Source organism: Burkholderia sp. A2 (assembly GCF_001729305.1).
In the GTDB taxonomy this organism is placed as follows: domain Bacteria; phylum Pseudomonadota; class Gammaproteobacteria; order Burkholderiales; family Burkholderiaceae; genus Burkholderia; species Burkholderia sola.
The window spans coordinates 223,803-249,196 of the sequence record NZ_LZXX01000057.1 but is presented as its reverse complement, the minus strand read 5'-3'; the positions used below and the strand labels follow the sequence as shown (position 1 = coordinate 249,196).

Genomic DNA, 25,394 nt, shown 5'->3' with positions numbered 1-25,394 from the left:
CCCTAGTAATCCGAATAAAGCCGCACGGGCGTCGGCGTCACGAGCCAGTTGCGCGGCGCGCGCGCATCGAACGCATAGCGCAGGTACACGAGCGCCGAGCTCGGCGCATAGTCGTGCGACCGGTCGATGTGCAACTGCGCGCCGACGCTCAGGTGCGGGTTCACGCGATACTCGACGATGCCGTTCACGCCGTACGAGAACGACACGCCGCGCGTCGAACTGCCCGCGTACACGAACCCGGCCGCGACCTGCGCGGCGCGCTGGCCGGTGAGCGTCGGGTAATACAGCGAATCCTTCTCGTAGCTGTTCGAGATCCCGCCGGTGACGGTCAGGTCCCACGACAGCGCATCGTGCCGCCCCGCCCATTCGATCGGCACGCCGAGCGACAGATAGCGCTGCGGGCTGTAGTAACCGCCTTGCCCGTACGTGTAGTAGCGCAGGTTCTGCGCGTAGTGCCACGCATTGCCGACGAGCCCGGTGCTGACCTTCATCGTCGCGCGCTCGTACACGGGCACCGTAAAACCGGTGCGTAGCGTGACTTCCGCATTGCGCTCGACGTTGCGGCCGGACAGCATGCCCGCGCCGAGTTCCGCGAACAGGTTCGTGCGGCCGACGTCGACCGACGCGCGCAGGTTCACGCCGTCGCGGCGCACGCCGCCCCACACCGCGCCGGTCCACGGGTCGCGCATCCCCGCGTACGACAGCACGCTGCTCGTTTCGGGCCGCCGCGACGCATTCACCGAGAAACTCGCGGGGCCCGCGTCGAAGCGGTAGCGCACGCCGCCGACGAGGTAATGCACGGGGAAGCCGAGCGGCGACGTGCCGAGATCGAAGCGCCACGCATCGGACAGGTAACCGGCGCCGAGCGCGACGCCCGTGGTCGACTGGTGCAGCGAGCCCGGCGGATTCGCGAGCAGCGCGGCGGCCGGCGGATTCGGCTGCGCCCTGAACGCCGCGTACGTGCCGAACGTCTTCAGCGAATACGCGTTCAGGTCGCTGGTATCGAGCGTGCCCGGATCGAGGTGTACGGTGTCGATCTGCGCGAACACGTGCCCGTCGTAGCGGACCGGCATCTGCATGTAGATCGGCACCTGCTGGGCGCGATACGACGAGATGCCTTCGTCGCCCGACTTGTACGCGGGTATCCAGCCGGTCTCGATCTCGGGATTGCGCCGCTGCGCGAGCTCCGCGAACGCGGCCTGCGCGGGCGTGAGCCCGTCGCGACCGGGGCTCACGCCCGTCGCGCGTTCCTGCGACTGCGACAGCCGGTACAGCGACGCCGCGTCGTCATAGCGGCCCTGCGCCTCGGCCACGCGCCCGGCCGCGACCGTCACGTCGGCGCGCGCCGGATACGCGGCCTGCAGCCGGTCCGTCACCTGCGCGGCTTCGTCCGGGCGGCGCAGCGCGTTCAGGCGGCGCACGGCCGACAGTTGCGTGTCGACGTCGTCGTCCGGCGTGCGCGCCAGCACGGCCTGCACGCGCTCGCGTGCGGCGGCACGGTTGCCGCTGTCCTCGTCGATCCGGGCAAGCGCGAGCTGCGTATCGGCATCGTCCGGCGTACGCGCGACGACCGGCGCGAGCGCGTCGCGCGCCGCGTCGTAATGCCCCTGCGCGCGTTCGAGATCGGCGAGTTCGAGCGCATAACGCTTGTCCGCGCGGCCGGCCGGGCTCGCGCGATCGAGCAGCGTGCGCGCCCGTGCATAGTCCTGTCGTGCGATCGCGTCGTCGGTCTGCCGCAGCACGAGCCGCAGCGACTGGTCCTCCAGTCGCGCCGTCTGCGCGGGCGTCAGCGACGGATCGCGGCGCAGCGTGTCGAGCCACGCGGCGAGCGCCTCGTCGCGCCCCGCGCTGCCGAGCAGGTCGCCGTAGCGCAACCGCACGTCCGCGTCGGCTTCGCGCGGATGCGCGGCGATCCAGTCGCGCAGCGGCGCGAGGCCGCGCTCGGGGTCGCCCGCGTCGATCCACTGCGCGCCGATCGCCGCGAGCATGTCGGGATCGTCCGGCGCGCTCGCCTGCGCGTGCGCGAGCGTGGCCGCGAAGGCCGCGCGGTCCCCGCGTGCATGCGCGCCGCGCGCGTCGGCCAGCGCGCGTTCGGCATCGAGCTTGCGCGCGAGCGCCCGCATCCCGTCCGACCGGTGCGCGTCGTCGACCGGCGCCAGCGCGGCCTGCGCGCCCGCGACGTCGTCGATCGAGTTGCGATACAGCGCGCTCGCGTAGCGCATCTCGGGCGTGTCGCTCCGCGCGAGCCCGTCGTCCATCACCGTGCGGCCGAGCTGCGGCAGCCCCATGTCGCGATAGAGACGCGCGAGCGCGAAGCGCGTCCATGGCGCGTCGGGCGCCGCGCGCACGGCCGCCTCGTAGCGCTGCGCGGCCGGGCCGCGCGCGCCCTTGTCGGCCAGCGCCCGCGCTTCGTTCGCGAGCACGTCGCCGCGCAGGCCGTCGAGCGTGCGGCGGTCGTCGGCGCCCGTCACGCGCCCTTGCAGCGCGTCGAGTAGCGGGCCGATCCGGTCCGCGCGGCCGGTGTTTTCATACAGCGTGGCCGTGTCGCGCACGGCCGACAGGCTCGGCGAACGCGCGGCCAGCAAGCCGCGCAGCAACGGCTCGGCCCGCGCCCAGTCGCGCTGCGCGAGCAGCGCATCGGCGAGCTGCAGCTTCGCGTCGGGGTTGTCCGGCTGCATCGCGAGCGCCGCACGCGCGGCGCGCTCGGCATCCTGCGCGCGCCCGGCGCTGGCCGCTTCGCGGCCCTGGGCGAGCAGCCCCCAGAACTGCGCGGTACGCGCGAGGCCTTGCCATTTGCCGCGCTGGTCGGTCGCACGCGTCGCGGCCCGCGCGAACAGCGCGCGCGCTTCGTCGTGCCGCCCTTCGCGCAGACGCAGCAGGCCGAGGCCGCCCAGCGCATCGGCGTCGTCCGAGCGCGCCCGCGCGGCACGCGCGAGCAGCGGATCGGCGGCGGCCAGGTCGCCGCGCGCGAGCGCCTGCAACCCGCGCTGCTGCGCGATGTAGTCGGGATCGCGTTCGAGCCGGCGCTGCGCGTCGCGCTGCCGGTCGAGGCCGGCAGCGCGATCGCGGAATTCGGTATCGTCCGGCGCGAGCGCGAGGTACGCGTGCAGCGCATCGAGATACGCGGGGTCGCTGCCGGCCGACTGCAGCACGCGCCGCCACAGCGCCATCGCTTCCGTATGGTCCGCGTCGGCGCGCTTCGCGAGCGACGACGCGATCCGGTTCGCTTCCGCGCGCGTGTCGTCGCGCTGATTCAACAGCCGCGCGAGCGCGACCGACGCGCTCGTGTCCCGCGGATCGGCGGCGACCGCGCGGCGCAGCGCGGCGATCGCCGGCTCGCGCCCGCCCGGCGCATTCGACACGATCTGGTAATACTCGGCGCCCAACGCGCCCGACGGCGCGCCGTTCGGAAACAGCGCGACGATCCGCCGGGCCGCCTCGTCGGCGCGGCCGCTGCGCGCGAGCAGCCGGATCTGCGCCATCTCGCCGCGCCCGCTCGTCGCGACGCGGTATTCGTCGGCCACCCGCCGCGTGGCAGGCGCATTCGGCGACTGCGCCTGCAGCCGCGCCAGTGACGCCTGCGCGCCTTTCGCATCGCCGAGCCGCAGCAGCACGCGCACCTGTTCGGCCAGCAGGTCGGGATCGCCCGGCGCGATCAGCAGGCCCTTGCGCAACGCATCGCTTGCGAGGTCGTCGCGATGCTTGATGCCCCACATCCGCGCGGTGTCGAGCTCGCGCCGCGCATCGGCGGCAGCCGAGGTCGCCGGTGTCGCGGGGTTCGCGGGGGGCGCGATCGCCGTGCCCGTGGCAGCGCCCGGCGCCGCCGCGCATACCGACGACGCGAGCCACGCGAATCCCGCGACGTGCGGCGCGGCGCGCTTCAGCGGGCGGCGCACGAACGGCCTCCCCAGCGGGTGTCGAGCGTGCCGTCCGCCCCGAACCGGTAGCGGCCGTCCCGCCAGCCGAGGCCGAACAGCGTCAGCACGCTCGTGTAATAGCCGGGCGCCGACTGGCGCGCGAGCGTATCGACGCGAGCCGCCTGTGCATCCGCGAGCGCGTGCTGGCCGCGCGCGTCGAGGAACGGCACGGCGGCCGCGGAGAAGCCGCCGTTGCCGTCGTTGGGCCCCGCGACGCCCGTCGTCGTATCGACCTTCTCGGGCGGCGCGCCATGCGCGGCTATATGGTCGGCGAACGGCGCGAAGCGCGCGAGCAGCGGCGCGGCGAGCGGATCGGCGCGGTCGAGCGTGCCGGCCCACAGGTACACGCGGATCGCGTTGTACGCGCTCTCCGCGTGCGTGTCCGGATCGGGCCCGAAGCCCTTGCCCGCGCGATACAGCGCCCAGTCGGGCGAGAAGCCCTTCGGCGCGGTGTCGAGCAGCACGCGAGCGGTGCTGGATGCCAGCGCGGCCCAGCGCCGGTCGTCGGGCAGCCGCGCGCCGAGCGCGCGAATCACCTGCGGCGGCGAATAGCTCGGATTCACGCGCCATTGGCCGTTCGCGAGCTTGAAGCCGGTCGGCCCCGGCAGCAGCGTGAGACCGAGGCCCGGCACGGTCGCCGTCTCGTCGTCGAGCACGCGCTTCGCGAGCAGCGCGCCGCGCGCCGTATAGCTGCGCTCGTGCCACAGCCGCCCGGCCTCGACGAGCACATACGCGATCCACAGGTCGGCGTCCGACGCCGCGTTCGCGTCGAGCACGCGCCACGCGCCGTCGGGCGCGCGGCCCCACAGCCACGCCGGCAGGTGCGCGCTCAGGTCGCCCTGCGCGAGGTTGTTCTCGGTCCATGCGAGGATCGTGTCGAACATGCGCCGGTCGTTCGCGACCAGCGCGAAGAAAAGTCCATACGCCTGCCCCTCCGATACCGTGCGCGAATCGGCCGAGCCGACGTCGATCACGCGGCCGTCGGCCGAGATGAAATCGCGCTTGAACGCGTCCCAGCGCGGCCACGCCGCGCCGCATCCCGCGCCCGCCGCATCGGCCGCCGCGGCGTGCGCGCGCGTGGTCATGCCGACCGCCGCGCACGTCATCGCAACCGCCAGCGCGAGCGTCGCGCCGACACGCCGCGCCGGCTGCGTTGCCCGTCGCTTCGTCATTGCCCGCGCCATCCGTTACATCCCCCGTCGACGCGCGGCGATTCGCTGCAGCACGCTGAACACGCCGAGCGCGAGCAGCAGCCCCGCAACGACGCCGACCGCGCCGAGCACGACCGGATGCCGCGCCGCCTCGGTCCACACGCGCGCATACCACGGCACGAAGCCGACCACGTAAGGCTCGCCGACCCGCAGGCTGTCGACCTGCCCCGGCCGTACCAGCGCGAGGTCGCCCTGCAGTTGCGACACGAGCCCGGCGTTCTCGAACACGTCGAGCAGATCGCCGAGGCGCGGCTGGCCGGTCGCCGTCAGCGCGACGACGCTGCGGCCGCGGCTGCCCGGCAGCTCGAAACCGGCGAGCGCCGCGAGCGGGCCCGCCTGTTCGATGTGCGCGCCGCCGTCGGCGACGCCCACGCCGTTGCGCCAGCGCTCCTTCACCGTGAACGCGACGCGCGTCGCGCCCGCGCCGCCGGCCCCGCCCTGCTCGCCGATCGCGAGCGGCAGCGCCGTGCGCCACTGCGCGAGCAGCGGCGACGCGGGCGAGCCGTCGATCACGAGCAGGTCCTTGTGCCCCGACAGCGCGGCGACGTCGCCGGGCCGCGCGACCTGCACGCGCAGCGCCGGGAAGCCGGTCCATTCGCCCATGTGGCCGAGCATCGTCAGATAGGCCTCGAGTTCCTGCGGCGACGGCCGGTCGGGCAGTACGACGGCCGTCTGCGACAGGTCGGCGAAGCGCGTGAACGGGAAGCCGCTGTTCGCGAAAAACGCGAGATTCGGCAATTGCGCGTAATGGACGAAGTGCGAGAAGTCGATCGTCGAATCGGGATCGATCGCCGCGCGCTGCGGCTCGGTGGCCGTGCTCGAACACAGGCCCGTCTTCTGCGAATCGAGCGTGAAGCGGAACTGCAGCTGGTTGCCGCTGCCGACGCGGAACGCGGGAATGTCGACGTCGCTCGTCACACGCCCTTCCGGCACCGACAGCAGCGGTAGCTGCATGCGGCCGTGCGCGTCCTCCGCCTGGGCCGGCCCGAGCCGGTACGACTTCACGAGCTGGTCGTTGATCTCGACCGCGAGCGTCGAATTGTCCTGCACGGTCGGCGCCGTGTAGCGGTAGCGCAGCGTGATCGGCACGCCCGCGCCGTTCCACGAATGCAGATCGGCCGGCACGCGCAGGTTCAGCCGGATCGCGTCGGGCGTCGTGCCGCGCACTTCCAGCTGGCGCGGGTCGTTCACGAGTTCGCGGAACGCGATCGGCCGGTTCACCGGCAGCCAGCGCGGCGCGTCGTACGGCTTGCGCGGCGCACCGAGATCGACGTGCGCAACCGTCGCCGCCGGCCCCGACAGCGCCGCGCGGCCGAGCACGAGCGTCGCGACCGCGTCGTCGACCTCGGCCGCCGTACGGCCCGTGACGACCAGCAGCTTGCGGCCCGGCGCGGCCGGGTTGTCGGCGACCGCGAGCAGCGGGCCGTTCACGGGCGGCAGCGCGAGACCGGCCGGCAGCGTCGCGGCCGTGCCGACCACGACGGCCTGGTCGTCGGCGGGCAGCGTGGTCGCTACCGGGAAGCGCGCATGCCGATAGTCGGCCAGCGCGCCGAACCACGACGCGAGCACGCCCGCGCTGCGCAGCGTCGCCGAATCGGGCGCGGCAGGCAGCACGAACGGCAACCGCACGCGGCCATTGTCGCGGCGGTCGAAGAACGGCGCGGGCAACAGCGCGAGATCGTTCGGCAGGCGCACCGGCGATTCGTCGAGGATCAGCTCGCTCGTCGGGCTCACGTCGGCCCACAGCGCCGAGTTCGTCGGATCCTCGCAATGGTCGAGCGTGTAATGCGCGATCAGGCGCAGGCCGATCTGGTTGAAATCGGAAAAGTAACGCGGATCGATCGGGATTTCTTGCGTGACCGTACGGCCCGCGCGCGCGGCGTCGAACGGGACGGTCGCGACCACCTCGCCGTTCACCGACACCTTCAGGTGCGACAGCGGAAAGATCAGCGACGGCGAATACGCGTAAGTCAGGCGCAAGCGCGCGCCCGTGATCACGCGGTCGAGCCGCACGCCGGCGTTGATCGTGCGGGCGTCGTCGGCGCCGCGCAGACGCAGCGGATCGAACGCCCCGAGCGATGCGAACGGCACATGAACGGTCGTCGCCGGCAGGCCGGCGGCCGGCGCTGCCGCGGGCACCGCGGCCGACGCCGCATCGGGCGCCGCCGCGTAAGCGGCCGCGGCCGTCGAGGCGGCGGCCGGCACGGCCGGCATCGGTGCGGCCGACAGCGCGGCCGTATGGAAAGCGCCGGTCATCGCGGCCGTCAGGACGAACAGCGACACGGCGGGCTTCATGCGCGGCCTCGCGTCGTCACGATCGTCCGGTGATCCTGCGCGTCGCAACCGACGCGCGCAAAGCAGCTATGCCCGTGAGTGCACATCCCCTCTGCTTCCCCTCATATCTGGCTTGATTGCATTTATCGGTACGACGCGGCGGATGCTTGAATAACCGGTTCGTCGCGCTGAGGGGCGCCTGGCACCGGCGCCCATCATTCGTCACACTATCTCAAAAATAGAACAAAACTTACCGTGATTCGCGACTGAGAAGCGAAAAAATCTCAATTCGGTCGGAAATGCTGCGCAGGAAGAGTGAATGGCAAGAATTGCGCCGTTGCCAGCCGGACGGCTGGAACGGCATACCGCCGGCGCGATACGGCTGGCCGGGCATCGGCCACGTTCCGTTGCGGACCGCCCGGAATGCGCTGCCGCAAGCGGCGCGTATGCTACCGCAAGTACGCGCCGCGCGACGTACTTTCTTCATGGAAAACCGACCTGAATCAAATCGTCGACTCCGCCACCCCGTCCGCCGATACGCTGCTGCGCAGCAGCGCGGCCCAGGCCGAAATCGCGAAACTCGGCCTCGACCTCGGCAGGGTGATGGCCTAGCAGGTGCCGCAGCTCACCGGCGCGAGCGCCGCCGCGGTCGAATTCGCCGAAGGCGACGACATGGTGTCCCGCGCCGCGTCGGGCACGGCCGCCGGGATGTTCGCGCTACGGTTGCGGCTCGGGCAGCCTGTCGGGCCTGTGCGTGCAGCAAGGCGAGTTGCTGCACTGCAGCGATTCGGAAACCGGCCCGCGCGTCGATCGCGATGCGTGCCGCCGGGTCGGCCTGCGCTCGATGCTCGTGATGCCGCTCACGCATGCCGGCACGACGATCGGCGTGCTGAAGGTGATGTCGCCGGACGTCGCCGGTTTGTCGCCGGCCGATTCGGGCACGCTGCGGCTGATGGCCGACCTGATCGCCGCCGCGATGTTCCACGCGGCCCGCAACGAAGCGAACGAACGCTACCTGCGCGCGACGCACGACGCGCTCACGGGCCGGCGAGCCGTTCGAATTCGACGGGCATGCGCTGCGGCTCGGCGTCAGGGTCGGCATCGCGATGCTGCCGGACGACGGTACCGACATGAATGCGCTGATCGAGCATGCGGACCAGGCGATGTACGAGGCCCAGCGCACGCGGACGCAACGGACGGCCCGCGCGTCACGCGTGACGCATCGCATGCATCGCTAGCCGATCGGCGACACCGCGATCGCGATACCGACGACGAGCCACTGCACGACCGCGACGAGCACGGCGGCCCGGCACAGCCCGACCGCGCCGCGCACGCGCGCGTCGAGCGTGCGCCCGGCCTTCGTCGCATCGATCCAGCCCAGATCGGCGAGCGCGCGGTCGAGCGCCGCGAGCCCGTCGTCGACCGACCCGTCGCCGTCCACCGCCCGCGCCAGCGCGGCAAACAGCCGCCGATCGATCTCGATGCGCACCGCGTACCACAGCGCCGCGATCCCCGATCCGGTGCTGACGACGGCCAGCAGCACGCGGGCGAGCGTCGCCGGCGGCCAGCCCGCCGCGATCCATCCGCCCGCGCCGGCCGCGGCCAGCGCGACCGCGATCGCCCACGCGCCCGCATCGAGCACGCCGCGCGCGGCGGCGATCCTGAACGGGCCGGACCGATCGCGCATCACACCGGCTCCGCGTCGCGACGGCGATCGATCCACTGCTGCAGCACGGCCACGCCGTCATCCGACCACACCGCGTGCGGCCGGACCGCGCGCACCGCGGCCAGCGCGTCGCGCGCATCCGTCAGCCCGCGCCGCGCGGCCAGCCAAGCGGCCGCGCACAGCACGCTGCGCCCGTAGCCGAGCGCGCAGCAGACCAGCACGTCACGCCCGTCGCCGTGCAGCCGCTCGAGCGCCGCGACGGCCTGCGCGAGCTGCGCCGCCGTCGGCGCGACGAGGTCGAGCTGCGGCACGCACGCATATGCGAGCGAGGCATCGGCCGCCGCCCAGCGCGGCATCTCGGCGGCCAGGTCGATCAGTGCGGTGAAGCCGTGGCGCCGGATCTCGCGCGTCGTCGGCGTCCGGCCGATCGACACGCGCTCGTCGATCCGCACCGGCGCCGGGTGCCGGAACGTCCACAGCCGTGAATTGACGAACGCGCCGGCGATCGTCGGCGCAAGCAGCCAGCCGATGGAAACCGGAAACCGCCCCTCCGCATCCTTCTGGAACGCGCCGGGCGCGCCGCGCCGGTATGCCCATGCGACGCAGGCGAGCGCCAGCGCGACCCACCCTGCCGCCAGCGCCCACCCCGGCGCACGCGGCACGCACGCCAGCGCCGCGAGCGCGACCAGCGCGGCGCCGAACGCATAGCGGCGCGCGAGCGCGCGACCGGCCGCGGACGGCGACGCCTCGGCGCCGGCCAAGCGGCCCGCCGCATCGCGCAGCGGAAACAGGAACAGCGCGAGACAGCCGACGGCCGCCCCGGTCGGCACGTCGATCGCGTGATGCTGGTAAGTCGTCAGCACCGACACGCCGATCGCCGCGAACCACAGATGCAGCACGACGCGCGCGAACGTGCCGCGCACGTGCTTCGCATAGACGGCCCACAGCACGACGAGCAACCCGATATGCAGCGACGGCGCCTGGTTGAACGGCTTGTCGAAACCCATCAGCAGCGTGAACAGCGCACCGGCCACGCCGCCCGCGTCGGGCCGCTCGAAGCCGAAGCGCAGCGGCCACGCGACGAAACACGCGACCGACACCAGTTGCACGGTCAACAGCCGCTTCACGTGATCGAGCAGATCGTCGCGGCGCGTCCAGAAGAAGAACGACAGCGCATACAGCAGGTCGATCGACCAGTACGGCACGATCGTCCACGGCACGAACGGGATCGCATGCTCCCAGCCGAACGCGAACGTCGGCACCGCTTCGCGGCGCGCGGCGAGCCAGTTCGCGAAGCCGTACGTCGAGAAGAACACGGCGCCCATCGCCGCGAGCCAGCACAAGCGCAGCGCGAACGACGCGTCGCGCGCACCGGCCGCCGGCTCGGCCAGCCCGCCGCTCGCGTCCGCACCCGCGCCGCCGCCGAGCGCGCTCATGACGCGTCGACCCGCTGCGCGAGGCTGACCGTGAAGATGCCCATCTCGTCGATCCGCTGGTCGAGCTTGCGGAAACCCGCCCGCGCGACGAGCTCGTCCATTTCGGCCTGCGAACGGCGGCGCATCACCCAGGTCGACTCGCCGCGGTGGTTGTTCAGCGCACGCGCGATGAATTCGAGCTGCGGATGCCACGGCTGCCCCGTATAGACGAGATAGCCGCCCGGTGGCACGGCCTGCGCGAGCCCGCGCAGCGAGCGCTCGATCAGCGCGTTCTCGCCGAACAACTCGTACAGGCCCGACACGATCGCCAGCGTCGGCCGCGGCTCGAGCGTCGCGAGCGATGCCTCGTCGAACGCATCGCCGCGCTCGAAGCGCGCGATCGGCTCGAGGCCGCGCTGCGCGATCAGCACGCGGCCGGCCTCGACGTTCGGCGGGCTGTAGTCGCGCAACGTGATGTCGTCGGGCGCCGCGCCGTCGCGCTCGGCGGCCGTCGCGATCGCGTCGAGCACGTAGCGCCCGTGGCCGGCCGCGATGTCGACGATCCGCACCGGCGTGCCGTTCCCGCGCAGGCGGCCGATCGCCGTGCCGATCAGTTCCTGCAGATGCACCTTGCGCTGGCGGATGCCGACCCAGCCCGGCGAATCGAGATACGTGCGGTCGATCAGCGCGCCGATGCCGAACCGCCCCTGCGAGCGGTTGCGGTACACGTAGTCGAGCGTCGAGCCCGAATCGAAGCCGAGCCGCAGCCCGAGCGCGATGCCGTCGGACAGCGCACCGCCGGCTTTCAGGCCGGCGCGCGTGAGCGCCCAGTACGCCCGCGCGAACACGCTGGCCGGCGGCCGGCCGAGCGCCGCGTATTCGTCGTGGAACGCGCCGCGGCGGTCGGCGTCGGCAAGCGACACGCGCGGGCTCGGCGCATCGAACTCGCGCAGCACGAACGCACGCAGCGGCGCGAGCGCCTGCGCGCGGTCGCGCTCGCCGAGCGTGTCGTGATAGAAGCCCGGCAGCACGATGCGCTCCTTGCGCGCCGCGCCGAGCCGTTCGAAGAAGCGGTCCTGCGGGCCGCGATGCACGACCCAGTCGGCGCCCGAGATCAGCAACTGCGTCGGCACGGTGATCGCGGCGGCATCGGCGACGATCCGCTGCGCGGTATCGTGCAGGTCGAGCAGCATGTTGACCGCGATCGGCCGCGTGATCAGCGGATCGGACGCGTAGCTCGCGATCCGCTCCGGGTCGTGCGTGAGGAATTTCGGCTTCACGTAGCTGTTCACGTAGAACAGCCCGCGCAGCTTGTGCATCAGCCGCAGCCCCGGCCGCGCGAACGGCACGTAGAGCTTGATGTGGAATGCCGGCGACGCGACGACGAGCGCGCGGATCGGCGGCGCGTAATCGTGCACCCAGGCCGCCGCGAGCACCGCGCCGACGCTCTGGCCGACGACAGCCAGCTCCTCGATCGCGATGCCATGCGTGTCGCGGATATGCTCGACGAAGGTCTGCAGGTCGCGCACCGACGCGGCCGCGCTCGGACTGTAGCCGCGCGCGCCCGGCGAGCGGCCGTGGCCGCGTGCATCCCACGCAAAAAAGGCGAAATCCGGCAGGTCGAGCTCGTCGACGAGGTGCGCGACGCGCGCCGAATGTTCGTGCCCGCGATGCAGCAGCACGATCGCGCCGCGGCAGCGCGGGCCCGTCGCGGGCCAGTGACGATAGAACAGCGTTGCGCCGTCGTGCGTGATGAAATCGGCCTCACGGGCCGTGCGTGCGTTCATGCGATCTCTCTCGTTTCGTTATTCGAATGGTGTGGCGCCGCCCTCCAGCGCCGGGCCCGTCAGCGGCCCGCTTCGGCGATGCCGGCCCGCACGCGCCGCACCGCCGTCACGATCGACAGCACGATCAGCAGCCGCCACAGCCACGCGGCGACGCCGCCGACCGGGAAGCCGAGGCCGATCCACAGCGCGAACGCGCCGAGGGCCAGCGCGCGGTCGCTCTTGCCGAACGGGCCGTCGTAGCGGCGCGTCGCGCCGACGAGCGGGCCGATCAGCCCCGCGCATTCGACGATCACCGCCGTCAGCGCGAACAGCCAGACGTCCGCCGGAGCGAACGCGGGAATGGCGAGGAACGGCAGCACGAGCGCGACGTCGGACACGATGTCGCCCAGTTCGTTCAGGTACGCGCCGAGCGTGCTCTTCTGCCCGTGCTCGCGCGCGAGCATCCCGTCGATCGCGTTGAGCGCCATCCGCGCGAACAGCCACAGCGGAATCAGCAGGAACAGCGCGCGGGCGAATACGCCGAGCCCGGCGAGCGCGCCGACGACGATCGAGCCGCCGGCCGCGAACAGCGTGACCTGGTTGGCCGTGACGCCGCGTTCGGCGAGCGAATTCGCGAACGGGCGCAGATGGTTCTGGAATTTGGGTTTGAGTGCGTAGAGGCTCATCGTTTCGTATTCGTATTATTCGCGCGGCACGGTCGGATACGTTTCCCGCCGCCATGCCCCGGGCGGCGAAACGGCCGTCGTCGGCCTGGATTGAACGGCCCTCATCGTCGCCGAGCCGCCCCGATGCGTCAAGCATGCGGCCCGGCCCGCCCGCGTGGCGCCAATCTGGCGTTTTTCGGCGAAACTCGCGATAATCCGCTGGCCCGATCGCCGCGAGATTCCATTCGAACTGCAGACGGGCACTCGTGCAACAGCCGATTATCACGCCGCCGACCGGCGCATTCGCCGCGACGCAACCGCGTGCGACGGCGAATCGTCCGATTATCGCGGACCTGCGACAGGCAGCCACGAACTTTGAAAAAATTTAAACAAGAGCCGTTCGGCGCGCATCCTGCCGCGCCGGCATTCCGGGGTTCCGTCCGCCGCGCGTGCGCGGCGGGCCGGGCATGCACGCAGGAGGCCACGCGCCGATGAACATCGTCAACGTCTGGCAGCGTGACTTCCTGCTGTCCATCGTGCGGCTCGTCGCCGGCGCGTATCCGGTCTGGCATCAGGCGCCGCCGTCCCCGACGCAGAAGATCTACTTCTCGAACCACACGAGCCACATCGACACGCTCGCGATCCTCGCCGCGCTGCCGCGCGACGTGCGCGCGGTCGTACGGCCGGTCGCCGCGCGCGACTACTGGGACAGCAGCGACGTGAAGCGCCACATCGCGCAGAAGCTGCTGAACGTCGTGCTGATCGACCGTCACCGCGAATCCGGAGGCGATCCCCTCGACCCCGTGCGCGACGCGCTGCGACAGGGTCACTCGATCATCATCTTCCCGGAAGGCACGCGCGGCGCCGACGTGCTGCCGCAGCCGTTCAAGAGCGGGCTGTTCCATCTCGCGACCGAGTTCCCGGACGTCGCGCTCGCGCCCGTCTACCTCGAGAACCTGCAGCGCATCATGCCGAAGGGCGCGATCTGGCCCGTGCCGCTGATCTGCAAGGTGCATTTCGGCGCGAACGAAGCGCTCGGCGCCGAGGAAGACAAGCCGACGTTCCTCGCCCGCATGCGCGACGCGGTCATCGCGCTCGCGCCGCCGCAGCGGCCGGCCGGCTGAACGCGGCGCGCCCCCTTCTCCCTTTTCCGGATACCAACCATGCGAACCCTCTTCTGGGAACTGGTCGCGGGCGTCACGGGCGTGCTCGTCGTCGCGACCGTGATCGGCGCGATTCTCGGCGCGCGCAGCGGCGGCACCAGCGCGACCATCGTCAACCTGAACCAGCGCATCCGCGCATGGTGGGCGATGATCGCGATCATGGCCGTCGCGATCGGCCTCGGCAACAACGTCACGTACCTGGTGTTCGCGCTGCTGTCGTACCTGACGCTGCGCGAGTTCATCACGCTCACGCCGACCACCGCGAGCGACCATACGACGCTCTTCATCGCGTTCTTCGTCGCGATCCCCGTGCAGTACCTGCTGCTCGGGATCAACTGGTACGGGATGTACTCGATCTTCGTGCCCGTGCACCTGTTCTTCGCGATGTCGCTCGTGTCGGCGCTCACGCAGGACACGCGCGAATTCCTGAGCCGCAACGCGAAGATCAACTGGGCGCTGATGGTGTGCGTGTACGGGCTGAGCCACGCGCCGGCCGTGCTGATCCTCGACATCCCGCGCTACGCGGGGCAGAACGCGCTGCTGCTGTTCTTCTTCCTGTTCGTCGTGCAGATCAGCGACGTGCTGCAGTACGTGGTCGGCAAGCTGTTCGGACGCCGCAAGATCGCGCCGCAGCTGTCGCCGTCGAAGACGATCGAGGGCTTCGTCGGCGGCGGCCTGCTGGCCACGCTGTGCGGCGCGTCGCTGTATCGCGTGACGCCGTTCAGCTTCGGCGCGGCGTTCGGGATCTCGCTCGCGATCGTGATCGCCGGCTTCGTCGGCGGGCTCGTGCTGTCGGCCGTCAAGCGCTCGCTCGGCACGAAGGACTGGGGCTCGATGATCGCCGGCCACGGCGGGATGCTCGATCGCGTCGATTCGATCTGCTTCGCCGCGCCGGTGTTCTTCCACCTGGTGCGCTACCTGTACGTGTGACGCAGTTGCGCGATACGCGGGCGGCGCAATGCCGCCCGTTCCTGCGCGCGAGGGATCAGTACCCGTCGCGCAGCGCCTTCGGCACGACGTAGCGGCCGCGCGCGGCGTCGAACTTCACCGTGTAGCGTGCATGGATGGCCTTGTCGCCGCGCGTGCCCGTTTCCGTGACCGTCAGCGGATAGACGTCGCCCGTGCCGGTCGTGTCCGGCGCGATCTCGAAGCGGCGCTCCTCGCAACGCGCGCGAGCATGCGCGCATTCCGTCGACTCGGCATTGTCGAGCGCCTCGTCGATGCGCGCCGCCGCATGCAGCAGTGCATCGCCGTATGGAAGCCAGATCGAACGAAAGCGTCGCGTGTAGCCTTGCCGTGTGTCGCTTTCGCCGATGACGAACCCGAACAGGCGCGGCCCGAGCCGCTCGATGCGCACCGTGCCCGGTTCGCCGCGCTGGCCCGATGCGATTTCCGTTGTCTTCGCGACCGGCTCGAGCGTCGTGCCGTCCGACGAAGGCCTCAGCACGTACAGGTCTACCGCGCCCGGCGTCACGTCCGAATCCATGCCCGGCATCCCGTTCTGCACCGCCGCCTCGGTCTCGCCGCACATCGCGAGCAGCGTGCGCGGGCCGTCCGCGGTCGCCACGCGCAGCATGCCGCACGGCGAATGGATGAAATCGCCGTCTTCCGCCTGCCAGCCCTTGCGGTCCGCGCGCCAGTTGCCGTACGTGTCGTGGATGAAGGTTTTCAGTTGGCGGTCGAGCTGGGGCGGCTCGGCGGCATGAACGGGTGACAGCGCGGCGAGCGCCGTGAGTGCGCCAAGGGCGGCGCGCGAAGCCGCGAGCGACTTGAGACGTCGGTTCCGGTTCTGGACAGTCATAATGAGATCAGGTCGGATTGAGGTGTGGCCGATCGTTGCAAACTCAACGGAGCACGGTTGCCAGGGCGATACCGGCGGCGCCGCGGCGGCCTGAGGCGGGACCACGACGCCCGCCGCGCCCTTCCCGCCGGCCGGCGTCACGATCTCGTTGTTCATTCCAGGCATCCGTTCGATACGCGCGCGAATCGACCCGCGAGGCCGTAGCGTACACGCACGGGGACGCGCCGCAAGCGTCGAGCGGCCGGCCCGACATGGATACGCGCGTGGGCCCGACCTTGAAGGACGTCGTCTCGCACCGTTCGGTCGGCACCTCATCACGTCGCGAGTGAACGCATCGAGCATGCGGACGGGCGTCGCGAACTGCTGATCCCGTGAACGCCCCGGCCCCGTCCCGGCCACGATGCCTGCGTCACGCCGGGTCGGGCACCTCGATCGCCAGCAGCGCCGAACTGACCGACTTGCCGTGCGCGTCGAGCGCGAGCGAGCGCGTCACCCCGCCGCCGAGCGCATCGCGCAGCACGAAGTTGAACGCGCCGAGCGCCGGCAATTCGTAGCGCACGACGTCGCCGTGCACGATGCCCGCGAGCCACGCCTTCACCGCGTGCGCATCCAGATGCGTGCGCAGATGGTCGTAATGGCGCGGATCGCGGCAGATGACCGACACGTTCAGCGTATTGCCCTTGTCGCCGGTGCGCGCATGCGCGAGTTCACGCAGTTGCATCAGGCCTCCACGAATGAAAACGACGGGGTCACGGCCGCGCGTGGCAGCAGAACCGACTGCACGGCGATCACCTCGCGCGTCGACTTGAACGCGCCACCGCCGCCGGCCGGCCCGTTCGTATAGAGCGTCTCGACTTCGTTGCCGATCCGCGCGGCTTCGGCGGCGTTCGCCGCGCGGCCGGCCACCCGCACGCGCACCTCGGCCGGCTCGCCGCGCACGGCCGGCGCCGCGTCGCCATACAGCGCATCGACGCCGATCAGGTCGAAGCGCAATTCGCTCGCCGCGACGCCGGTCAGCGCGAGCCGCTCGCGGACGATGTCGAGCGCGAGACGCGCACGCGCGAGCGCACCCGGGCCGCCGTACGAGATCTGGCCTTCGCCGATCCAGCCGTCGACGTACGCCACCGACACCTTCAGCGTATCGGGGCGCGCCGTGCCGCGCCCGCCCGTCACGCGCACGCGATCGGTCGCTTCCTCGGCGACCGCCACGCGCGTGAAATCGGCCACGACGTCGGGTTGCAGATACCGCGCCGGGTCGTGAATCTCGTAGAGCAGCTGCTCCTTGCAGGTCGCCGCGCTCACGCGGCCGCCCGCGTGCGGCACCTTCGTGATCACGACCGTGCCGTCGGCCGCAACCTCGCCGATCGGAAACCCGAGCCGCGCGAGATTCGGCACGTCCTTGTAGCCGGGATCAGCGAAATAGCCGCCCGTCACCTGCCCCGCGCATTCGAGCAGATGGCCGACGACGGTCGCAGCCCCAAGCGCGTCCCAGTCGTCCATCCGCCAGCCGAACGCGTGGATCAGCGGCGCGGCGAACAGCGACGGATCGGCGACGCGCCCGGTCAGCACGACGTCCGCGCCGGCCGCGAGCGCGTCGACGATCGGCGCGGCGCCGAGATACGCGTTCGCGGACACGATGCGGTCCCGATACGCGGCGACGTCGTCGCCCGATTCCTCGAAGCGGAACGCGCCGCGCAGCACGACGTCGAGCACGTCGTCGCCTTCGACCGCCGCGACTTTCAACCCCGCGATGCCGAGCGACTGCGCGATCCGCGCGGTACGTCGGGCGGCCTCACGCGGGTTCGCCGCGCCCATGTTCGACACGATGCGCACGCGCTTGCCCGCCGCGACCGGCAACACCGCGTGCATCCGCGCGTCGAGCAGCGGATCGTAGCCGAGCGCCGGATCCTTGCGGCGCGCCTGCTGCGCGATCGCGATCGTGCGCTCGGCCAGGCATTCGAAGACCAGGTAGTCGAGCTGCCCGTGTTCGGCCAGTTCGACCGCGGGCTCGATCCGGTCGCCCGAGTAGCCGGCGCCCGCGCCGATGCGCACGCGCCGTTCAGGTTGCTTTGCTGTCATGTCCGTACCGTCGTCCGGCGAGCGCATCGCCGGCAGGAATCAAAAAACGCCGAGCACGACGCACGCGATCGTCATCACGATCGACGCGCCGAACAGCAGCGGAAACGTGAATTTCTGATGCTCGGCCAGCTCGATTCCGCACAGCCCGACGACGAGGAACGTCGCCGGCGTGAGCGGGCTGACCGGAAAGCCCGTCGTCATCTGGCCGAGCAGCGCCGCCTGTCCGACCTGCACGGCCGGCACGCCGAGCTGGCCGGCCACTTCCGCGATCACGGGCAGCACGCCGAAGTAGAACGAATCGGGATCGAACAGCATGCTGAGCGGCATCGACGCGAGGCCGAGCGCGACCGGAATATGGCCGGCCATCGACGGCGGCACGAAGCCGACCGCCGCCTGCGCCATCGCCTTCAGCATCCCGCTGCCCTGCATGATCCCGGTGAACACGCCGGCCGCGAGCAGGATGCCGGCCATCATCAGCGCGGCACGCGCATGCGCGTCGATGCGCTTGCGCTGCATGTCGACGTCGGGGTAATTCACCATCAGCGCGATGCACAGCCCGACCATGAACATGATCGCGGGCGCAATCTTCTCGCCCATCACGACCATCGTGCCGAGCACGACGAGCGTCAGCACGAGGTTGAACCAGAACAGGTGCGGCCGGCGCAGCGCCTGCTCGTCGGGCGTCAGTTCGCGCCGGGGCAGCGGGATCGACGCATCGTCGCGCGACAGGCCGAGCCGCTTCTCCTCGCGCCGCCCGAGCCAGTACGCGACGCCGAACACGAACACGAGCCCGATCGCCTGCACCGGAATCAGCGGATTGAACAGCGCCGACACCGGCAGGTGCAGCGACGCCGACGCGCGGATCATCGGGCCCGTCCACGGCAGGAAGTTGATGCCCGCGGCCATCGACACGGCCGCGGCCAGCACGCGCCGGTCCATCTTCAGCCGGTCGTACAGCGGCAGCACCGCGGGAATCGTCACGAGAAAGCACACGGCGCCCGAGCCGTCGAGGTGGATCAGCAGCGCGAGCAGCGTGGTGCCCATCACGATGCGCGTGGGCCGCGTGCCGACCGCGCGCAGGATCCGGTCGATGATCGGGTCGAGCGTGCCGGCGTCGGTGATCGTCCCGAAGTACAGGATCGCGAACACGAACATCCCGACGACGGGCGCGAGCCCCTTCAGCCCGTCGATGACGAATTTGCTGGTGTGCAGCCCGAAGCCGCCGAGCAGCGACGCGGCGATCGGCACGACGATCAGCGCGACGAGCGGCGACATCCGCTTCGACAGAATCGCGGCCAGCAGCACGACGATCGTGCCCAGCCCGAGTAACGGCAGCATCCGTGTCTCCTACCTTGTCTTTTGTTGGAGACGAGCGTAAGGTCGGCGCAGCGATAGCACAATTGAAATGATTTGATCGCAGCAATCACGAACCGTTATGGATCTGAATCTTCGCGATATTCGCGCGTTCGTCACCGTCGCGCACGCCGGCAACTTCACGCGCGCGGCCGCGCGGCTGCACCTGTCGCAGCCGGCGCTGACCGTGCAGATCCGCCGGCTCGAGGAAATCGTCGGCGCGCGCCTGTTCGACCGCAACAGCCGCAGCGTCGCGCTCACGCAGACGGGGCGCGAACTGCTGCCGCTGTTGCAGCGCTCGCTCGACGACATGGAGCGCGTGCTGCGCGATGCACGCGCGCTCGGCGAAGGCGCGAGCGGCACGGTGCGGCTCGCGTGCCTGCCGACCTTCGCGTCCAGCGTGCTGCCGGAGCTGATCCAGTCGTTCCGGCGCGACGTGCCGCGCGCGAGCTTCGAGATCCGCGACGGCGTCGCAAGCCTCGTCACCGCGCTGGTGCGCAACGAGGACGCCGATCTCGGGCTCACCGGCGGCGATACGTTCGATGCGTCGCTGGACGTGCTGTATGCAGGCGCCGACCGGCTCGTCGCCGTGTGCCCGCAGGATCATCCGCTCGCGCGCAAGCGCCGCGTCACCACCGCCGACGTCGCCGGCGTGCCGCTCGTGCTCACCGCACGGGGCACGAGCGTGCGCAGCGTCGTCGATGCCGCGCTGGACGCGGCCGGCTGCACGCCCGACATCGCGTGCGAGCCGACCTACATGATGACGGCCGTCGCGATGGTGCGCGGCGGCCTCGGCGTGACGATCCTGCCCGCGACCGCCCGCGAGGTGCGCGCCGAACCCGAACTGGTCGCGAAGCCGATCGACGATCCCGCGTTCGTGCGGCCGATCGCGCTCGTCGCGAAGCGCGGGCGCACGCTGCCGCGCGTCGCGCAGGCGTTCGCCGACCTCATGCTGGCCGAATTGAAAAAGCGCGCATGAAGCGCGCCCGATTCGGGAAAGTCCGCGCGGCGCTTACTGCGCGTCCGGATCGACGTGCAGCGATTCGCCGATCGCATAGAAATTGCCGCCCGCGATGTAGTGCAGGCTGCGCAGCGCGGGATCGGCCGATTCGAAATACCAGTGGCCGTCGCGAAACACGCGCGTGTCCGACCATGCGCCGATCACCTCGCCGATGAACAGGTCGTAGGTCTGCTGATTGTGCGGTTCCGGAATCAGCCTGCACGCGAGCCAGCCCGAGCAGCCGGCGACGAACGGCAGGTCATGACCGTCGACGTCGAACAGCGTGACGCCCGCTTCGCGCAGCTTGTCGGGCCGCTCCGCGAGGCTGCGGCTGCCGACCGCATGCGTGAGCTGCAATTGCGCGGCCGTCGGCACCTGGATCACGAACGTGCCGCTGCGCTCGACGAGCTCGCGCGTCTTCGCGGATTTGTCGAGCACGACCGTCAGCTTCGGCGGCTGGAAGTCGAGCGCGCACGCCCAGGCGGCGGCCATCACGTTGTCGACGCCGTCGTGGCGGGCCGACACGAGCACGGTCGGGCCGTGATTGAGGAGACGATAGGCTTTGTTCAGCGCCACCGGCGCGATGTGACTGTCCATACGGGTTCCTTGGAGGAGGCGCACGGACCCATACCGTGCGGCGCGGCGCCGGCGGTCGCACGTGCGCGCGGCCGGGCCGAAGGCTGCATTCTCGCACCCGATTTCAATCGGCGCCGGCGCCGTAGCCGGTCACTTCGCGAACAGCTGACCGATGTCGCGGAACGCCTTGAATTCGAGCGCATTGCCGCACGGATCGAAGAGGAACATCGTCGCCTGTTCGCCGACCTGCCCCTGGAACCGCACATACGGCTCGATCACGAAAGTCACGCCGAACGAACGCAGCCGCTCGGCCAGCGCTTCCCAGCTCGCCCAGTCGAGCACGATCCCGAAATGCGGCACCGGTACGTCGTGGCCGTCGACCGCATTCGTATGCGCGCCTTCCTGCGACGCGGTTTTCGGATGCGCGTGGATCACGAGCTGATGCCCGTAAAAGTTGAAGTCGACCCACTGCGCACTCGAACGCCCCTCTTCCAGCCCGAACACGCGGCCGTAGAAATCGCGCGCGGCCGGCAGGTCGTAGACCGGAATCGCCAGGTGAAACGGGGAAAGACTCATGATGGCCTCGTAAAGGAACGCTCGCGTGTCGCGAGGACGGCACCATGGTAGACAACGCCGCTCAAAAATTAAATCAATATAAAATTGGCTGATTCACAAACGAAATTGATGAATGATTCGCGAGCTGAAAACCCTCGTCGCCGTCGCCCGCGAAGGCACCTTTGCCGCGGCCGGCAATCGTATCGGGCTCACGCAGGCGGCCGTGAGCGCGCAGATGCAGCGCCTCGAAGCCGAGCTCGGTTTCGCGCTGTTCGACCGGCAAGGGCGATCGGCGCGGCTCAACGAGCGGGGCCATCACGTGCTCGACCAGGCGCAGGCGCTGATCGGCCTGTACGAGAACCTGAGCTCGACCGCGCCCGGCTCGCCGGACGCCGTGCGCGTGACGATCGGCGCGATCGCGTCGGTGCAGAGCGCGCTGCTGCCGGCCGCGCTGGCCGATTTCCATCGCCGGCACCCCGGGTGCCGCACGCGCGTGATACCGGGGCTGTCGATCGAGCTGGTCAACCGGGTCGACGCGGGCGAAATCGACATGGCCGCGATCATCCGGCCGCCGTTCGCACTGCAGAGCGACCTGCACTGGACGACCCTCGCGCAGGAACCGTTCCGGCTGATCGTGCCGCGCGGCGTGAAGGGCAAGGACTGGACCGCCCTGCTCGCGAACGAACCGTTCGTGCGTTACGATCGCGCGTCGTTCGGCGGCCGTCAGGTCGACCGCTTTCTGCGCAAGATGCACATCGCGGTGCGCGACACCTGCGAACTCGACGAGCTCGACGCGATCGTCAAGCTGGTCGAAAACGGCGTCGGCATCGCGATCGTGCCGCAGACCGCCGTGTATCGCCGCTGGCCGGCCGGCGTGCGCGCGATCGACCTCGGGCATCACACGTTTCACCGCGACATCGGGCTCGTGCATCGTGCACGGCGCACGATGTCGGAGCCCGCGCAAGCGCTGGCGCAACTGATCGAGGCGGCGTCGCGGCGGCGCGCGGGCGCGAGCGTTTCGTAGTCCATCGTCGCGCCTTTCTCGTACGCGAAGATCGCGGCGTTGTCGGGTTGACCGTACACGGTCGCGATCGTGATCGCGCCGAGCCCGGCTTGCCCCGGCTCATCGGCGCCTGCTTGCCGTACGCGTTCGTCGCGCCGGCCGGCAGCCCGGCCGCGACCGGATGCGGCGCGTTGACGAGCCAAGGCGAGTTCGCGGCCCGAGTTTCAACGTGCGGCGGCTACGACGCACCGACGGTTCGTGACGTGGCGAGACGAGGCCGTCACCGCTCACGCGCGACGCGCATCTATCACATTCATTTCAGCGCAGCCGATTCAATTCGTTAAATAACGATTTGACGGATCGAAAACAATATCGAGATTGCGGTAGTTCACCCGCAAAACACGCCGAATTATCACGACATGCGCAAAGCCCACTGAAAAACCGGCGGAATGGCAACCCATTGATACGCGCTTATCAATAATCCCGATCCCTCAACGGTGAATTCCGGGAAACATCCCTGTCTGCATCAGGCCACAACGAAGAATTCCATTTTTGCCGTTTCAGTGCGGCTCTGTAGTCTCGTGCCCTTCCGGCTCACGAACCCACACCCATGCGCAAAGGAGTTGACGTCCTCCCCTCCCTGAAGGGAGAGGATTCCCACATCTGGCGATGCACGTCCGCATCGGAGAATGTTCAACGCAGCGTTGATATCACGATCATGTTCGACACCACAGTCACTGCAGGTCCACTCTCTTATTCGCAGTCCCGCGATACCTTTCGGCCGCGTCGTGCTGTCTTTCGACCCGCACGCCGAACAGGACTGGGTCGAACCGCTTTCGTCGACTTCCTCGAACGTGGCTCCGTGCGCGATCGCTTTGTAATGGAGTTTGTTTCGGAAGGACGACCAGGATGCGTCGTAGACGCTTTTCGCCATCCTGGTTCTGGCAAGTTTGACGGCAGATACGTTGCCAACCGCGATGTAATCGAAGCGCCGCACCAGATCGAGCGCGAGCTTGTGTTGGAAATCGGCACGCGCATTCGCGACCTTGGCGTGCAGCTTCGCGATATGCCGCTTGTGCTTTCGTGCCCGTTGCGCTTTCGCCAGCTTTTCCGCCGCTCGTCGACCGAATTGGTCATTGGGCAGCTTTTCGCCGGTCGAAAGTGTGGCGAAGTCTTTCAGGCCGAGATCGATGCCGACGCCGGAACGGATCGGGCGGGCCTGAACATCGGGCATCTCGATCACGATGTTGAGAAACCAGTTGCCACGCGCGTCCTGCGCGAAGTTGCTCCCGTCCTTGATCTTGCCTTCGGGAAGCGGTCGACTGTTGAACACGCGAAAGGTGTTGCCGGCGAAACGGAACGCATCGCCCTCGCGCTTCAGGTCACGTCCCTTCAGCGGCACCCAGCCGAGCGACTTCCTGCCGCGATAGCGCAGGTACGGGCGACGGTGCTGGCTGCGCGACTTCGTGTATTGCTCACACGTCGCGTTGATCGTGCCGGAGTGGATGCCGAGCGCCTTGCTGCTGCCGGTCGTGAGCACATTCAAGTCGAAACCGGTCGGCCACTTCTTGCTCCACTTGAGCGCGTGCTTCTGCGTGTCGTTGCAGAAGTTCCAGACATAGTTCACCGCGCGGCTCTGCTTGTTAAGCAGTCCGTTGAGCGACTTCACGCGGTAGCGGTAGACAAGGATCATGCCGGTGATCCTAACCCGTGGAAGAAGCTGTCTGTCAACAGCACCCCTTTCCTCCCCGTCCTGAAGGACGGGGTTTCTCGGAGCAACTAATGAAACGCACGGCCCTCTCGATGATTGCCCTCGCGTCGTTGGCGGCGACGTCCGTCGCGCATGCGCAGTCGAGCGTCACGTTGTATGGCGTGATCGACACGTCGATCACCTATGTGAACCATGCCCAAGGCAAGGACAACGCATGGATGCTCGGCAACAGCAGCGCGGGCAACCTGGCCGGCAGCCGCTGGGGCGTGAAAGGCACCGAGGACCTCGGCGGCGGTCTGAAGGCGCTGTTCCAGTTGGAGAACGGCTTCGACCCGAGCAACGGCCGGCAAGGCCAGGGCGGCCGCCTGTTCGGCCGTCAGGCCTTCGTCGGCCTGACGAGCGACCGCTACGGCACGCTCACGTTCGGCCGGCAGTACGACCCGCTCGTCGATCTCGTGCAGGGCATCACCGCCGACAACTATCTGGGCAGCGCGTTCGCGACGCCGGGCGACGTCGACAACTACGACAACAGCTTCCGCGTCGACAACGCGGTCAAGTACACGTCGGCCGTCTATTCGGGCCTGCAGTTCGCGGCGATGTACTCGTTCGGCGGCATCGCCGGCAGCACCGGCGCCGCGCAGTCTTACTCGGCCGCCGTGTCGTACAACAACGGGCCGTTCAGCGTCGCGGGTGGCTACTTCCACGCGACCAACAGCCCCGCGTCGAACGGCGTGCGCAACGGCTGGACGAGCTCGTCGGACGGCACGTTCGACGGCCCGATCAACAGCGGCTATGCGAGCGCGCACGCGTTCGGCATCGCACGCATCGCGGGCCAGTACGTCGCCGGCCCGTTCACGTTCGGCGTCGGCTACAGCAACGCACAGTACCGCCGCGACGCAAGCTCGGTGTTCGGCTCGAACGAGCACTACAACACGGGGCAAGGTTTCGTGAACTACCAGGCGACGAACGCGCTGCTCGTCGGCGTCGGCTACAGCTACACGCGCTCGGGCGGCGACACGTCGGCGACCTATCACCAGGTATCGGCCGGCGCCGACTACAACCTGTCCAAGCGCACCGACGTCTATCTGACCGCCGCGTACCAGCACGCGAGCGGCCAGACCGGCGACGGCAACGGCGGCTCGATGGCCGCGCAGGCATCGATCGGTTCGTACGGTTACGCGGGCACGAGCTCGCAGACGATGGTCAACCTCGGGCTGCGTCACCGTTTCTGACGGCGAC

20 protein-coding genes and 3 pseudogenes are annotated in these 25,394 nt (G+C 69.9%); 8 read left to right on the top strand and 15 right to left on the bottom strand.

Annotated elements, in window-relative coordinates; genetic code table 11:
- Positions 1 to 2: 2 nt before the first annotated feature.
- From A9Z05_RS05325 to bcsB, 3 genes are read right to left on the bottom strand one after another with little or no spacing between them, the layout of a single operon-like run.
- A complete protein-coding gene (locus A9Z05_RS05325) occupies positions 3 to 3,896 on the bottom strand; it encodes a cellulose synthase subunit BcsC-related outer membrane protein (protein ID WP_069617184.1) in 3,894 nt (1,297 codons plus the stop codon).
- A complete protein-coding gene (gene bcsZ / locus A9Z05_RS05320; RefSeq protein ID WP_069617183.1) occupies positions 3,881 to 5,101 on the bottom strand; it encodes a cellulose synthase complex periplasmic endoglucanase BcsZ in 1,221 nt (406 codons plus the stop codon). The genes A9Z05_RS05325 and bcsZ overlap by 16 nt, the downstream gene beginning before the upstream one ends.
- Before the next feature lie 3 nt (positions 5,102 to 5,104).
- Entirely contained in the window at positions 5,105 to 7,423 is a 2,319-nt protein-coding gene (bcsB, locus tag A9Z05_RS05315) for a cellulose biosynthesis cyclic di-GMP-binding regulatory protein BcsB (protein ID WP_069617182.1), read from the bottom strand.
- A 402-nt stretch (positions 7,424 to 7,825) separates the two neighbouring features.
- Between bcsB and A9Z05_RS37560 the strand changes: the two genes are divergently transcribed.
- The 3 genes and pseudogenes from A9Z05_RS37560 to A9Z05_RS37550 all read left to right on the top strand — a co-directional run bounded on the left by A9Z05_RS37560 (position 7,826) and on the right by A9Z05_RS37550 (position 8,640).
- Positions 7,826 to 8,014, top strand: a complete 189-nt coding sequence (locus A9Z05_RS37560) for a hypothetical protein (RefSeq protein ID WP_256121851.1) — start codon at positions 7,826 to 7,828, stop codon at positions 8,012 to 8,014.
- Between the two features lie 142 nt (positions 8,015 to 8,156).
- Positions 8,157 to 8,321: pseudogene (locus tag A9Z05_RS37555) on the top strand (GAF domain-containing protein); the annotation flags it as partial.
- A 157-nt stretch (positions 8,322 to 8,478) separates the two neighbouring features.
- Positions 8,479 to 8,640 carry a diguanylate cyclase domain-containing protein gene (locus A9Z05_RS37550; RefSeq protein WP_256121852.1) on the top strand — a complete coding sequence of 54 codons (162 nt, stop codon included), beginning with the start codon at positions 8,479 to 8,481 and terminating at the stop codon, positions 8,638 to 8,640.
- Here the strand turns inward: A9Z05_RS37550 and A9Z05_RS05305 are convergent.
- From A9Z05_RS05305 to A9Z05_RS05290, 4 genes are read right to left on the bottom strand one after another with little or no spacing between them, the layout of a single operon-like run.
- On the bottom strand, positions 8,637 to 9,089 hold the full coding sequence (locus tag A9Z05_RS05305; RefSeq protein WP_069617181.1) for a hypothetical protein: 453 nt from the start codon (positions 9,087 to 9,089) through the stop codon (positions 8,637 to 8,639). The two genes, A9Z05_RS37550 and A9Z05_RS05305, sit on opposite strands and share 4 nt — an antisense overlap.
- Positions 9,089 to 10,504: a phosphatase PAP2/dual specificity phosphatase family protein gene (locus A9Z05_RS05300; RefSeq protein WP_069617180.1), complete on the bottom strand. Its 1,416-nt coding sequence runs from the start codon at positions 10,502 to 10,504 to the stop codon at positions 9,089 to 9,091. Before A9Z05_RS05300 ends, A9Z05_RS05305 begins: the two co-directional genes overlap by 1 nt.
- A complete protein-coding gene (locus A9Z05_RS05295; protein ID WP_069617179.1) occupies positions 10,501 to 12,270 on the bottom strand; it encodes a bifunctional alpha/beta hydrolase/class I SAM-dependent methyltransferase in 1,770 nt (589 codons plus the stop codon). Before A9Z05_RS05295 ends, A9Z05_RS05300 begins: the two co-directional genes overlap by 4 nt.
- A gap of 59 nt (positions 12,271 to 12,329) precedes the next feature.
- Complete coding sequence (locus tag A9Z05_RS05290) at positions 12,330 to 12,935, bottom strand: CDP-alcohol phosphatidyltransferase family protein (protein ID WP_069617178.1); 606 nt, start codon at positions 12,933 to 12,935, stop codon at positions 12,330 to 12,332.
- 470 nt (positions 12,936 to 13,405) lie between these two features.
- On the opposite strand from A9Z05_RS05290, the gene A9Z05_RS05285 reads away from it, so the two are divergent.
- On the top strand, positions 13,406 to 14,038 hold the full coding sequence (locus tag A9Z05_RS05285; RefSeq protein ID WP_069617177.1) for a lysophospholipid acyltransferase family protein: 633 nt from the start codon (positions 13,406 to 13,408) through the stop codon (positions 14,036 to 14,038).
- A gap of 39 nt (positions 14,039 to 14,077) precedes the next feature.
- Positions 14,078 to 15,007 (top strand): phosphatidate cytidylyltransferase, encoded by a 930-nt coding sequence (locus A9Z05_RS05280; RefSeq protein WP_006481850.1) that lies wholly within the window; start codon positions 14,078 to 14,080, stop codon positions 15,005 to 15,007.
- A 55-nt stretch (positions 15,008 to 15,062) separates the two neighbouring features.
- Here A9Z05_RS05280 and A9Z05_RS05275 read toward each other — a convergent pair whose 3' ends face one another.
- The 4 genes from A9Z05_RS05275 to A9Z05_RS05260 all read right to left on the bottom strand — a co-directional run bounded on the left by A9Z05_RS05275 (position 15,063) and on the right by A9Z05_RS05260 (position 19,295).
- Positions 15,063 to 15,878: a topoisomerase IV gene (locus A9Z05_RS05275; protein ID WP_069617176.1), complete on the bottom strand. Its 816-nt coding sequence runs from the start codon at positions 15,876 to 15,878 to the stop codon at positions 15,063 to 15,065.
- Between the two features lie 409 nt (positions 15,879 to 16,287).
- Complete coding sequence (locus A9Z05_RS05270; protein WP_069617175.1) at positions 16,288 to 16,599, bottom strand: hypothetical protein; 312 nt, start codon at positions 16,597 to 16,599, stop codon at positions 16,288 to 16,290.
- Positions 16,599 to 17,957 (bottom strand): acyclic terpene utilization AtuA family protein, encoded by a 1,359-nt coding sequence (locus A9Z05_RS05265; protein ID WP_069617209.1) that lies wholly within the window; start codon positions 17,955 to 17,957, stop codon positions 16,599 to 16,601. Before A9Z05_RS05265 ends, A9Z05_RS05270 begins: the two co-directional genes overlap by 1 nt.
- 39 nt (positions 17,958 to 17,996) lie before the next feature.
- A complete protein-coding gene (locus A9Z05_RS05260) occupies positions 17,997 to 19,295 on the bottom strand; it encodes a CitMHS family transporter (RefSeq protein ID WP_069617174.1) in 1,299 nt (432 codons plus the stop codon).
- Positions 19,296 to 19,392: 97 nt separating this feature from the next.
- Between A9Z05_RS05260 and A9Z05_RS05255 the strand changes: the two genes are divergently transcribed.
- Positions 19,393 to 20,289 (top strand): LysR family transcriptional regulator, encoded by an 897-nt coding sequence (locus tag A9Z05_RS05255; RefSeq protein WP_069617173.1) that lies wholly within the window; start codon positions 19,393 to 19,395, stop codon positions 20,287 to 20,289.
- Between the two features lie 33 nt (positions 20,290 to 20,322).
- On the opposite strand, the gene A9Z05_RS05250 is transcribed toward A9Z05_RS05255, so the two are convergent.
- A complete protein-coding gene (locus tag A9Z05_RS05250) occupies positions 20,323 to 20,907 on the bottom strand; it encodes a flavin reductase family protein (protein ID WP_069617172.1) in 585 nt (194 codons plus the stop codon).
- Between the two features lie 129 nt (positions 20,908 to 21,036).
- Positions 21,037 to 21,462: a VOC family protein gene (locus A9Z05_RS05245; RefSeq protein ID WP_069617171.1), complete on the bottom strand. Its 426-nt coding sequence runs from the start codon at positions 21,460 to 21,462 to the stop codon at positions 21,037 to 21,039.
- Between the two features lie 112 nt (positions 21,463 to 21,574).
- On the opposite strand from A9Z05_RS05245, the gene A9Z05_RS05240 reads away from it, so the two are divergent.
- Positions 21,575 to 22,465 carry a LysR family transcriptional regulator gene (locus A9Z05_RS05240; RefSeq protein WP_069617170.1) on the top strand — a complete coding sequence of 297 codons (891 nt, stop codon included), beginning with the start codon at positions 21,575 to 21,577 and terminating at the stop codon, positions 22,463 to 22,465.
- On the opposite strand, the pseudogene A9Z05_RS37545 reads toward A9Z05_RS05240, so the two are convergent.
- Positions 22,438 to 22,649, bottom strand: a pseudogene (locus tag A9Z05_RS37545) (hypothetical protein); the annotation flags it as partial. The gene A9Z05_RS05240 and the pseudogene A9Z05_RS37545 overlap by 28 nt on opposite strands.
- 438 nt (positions 22,650 to 23,087) lie before the next feature.
- Positions 23,088 to 24,137 (bottom strand): annotated as a pseudogene (locus tag A9Z05_RS05235) (RNA-guided endonuclease InsQ/TnpB family protein); the annotation flags it as partial.
- Between the two features lie 89 nt (positions 24,138 to 24,226).
- Between A9Z05_RS05235 and A9Z05_RS05230 the strand changes: the two are divergent.
- A complete protein-coding gene (locus A9Z05_RS05230; RefSeq protein WP_069617169.1) occupies positions 24,227 to 25,387 on the top strand; it encodes a porin in 1,161 nt (386 codons plus the stop codon).
- Positions 25,388 to 25,394: the final 7 nt, after the last annotated feature.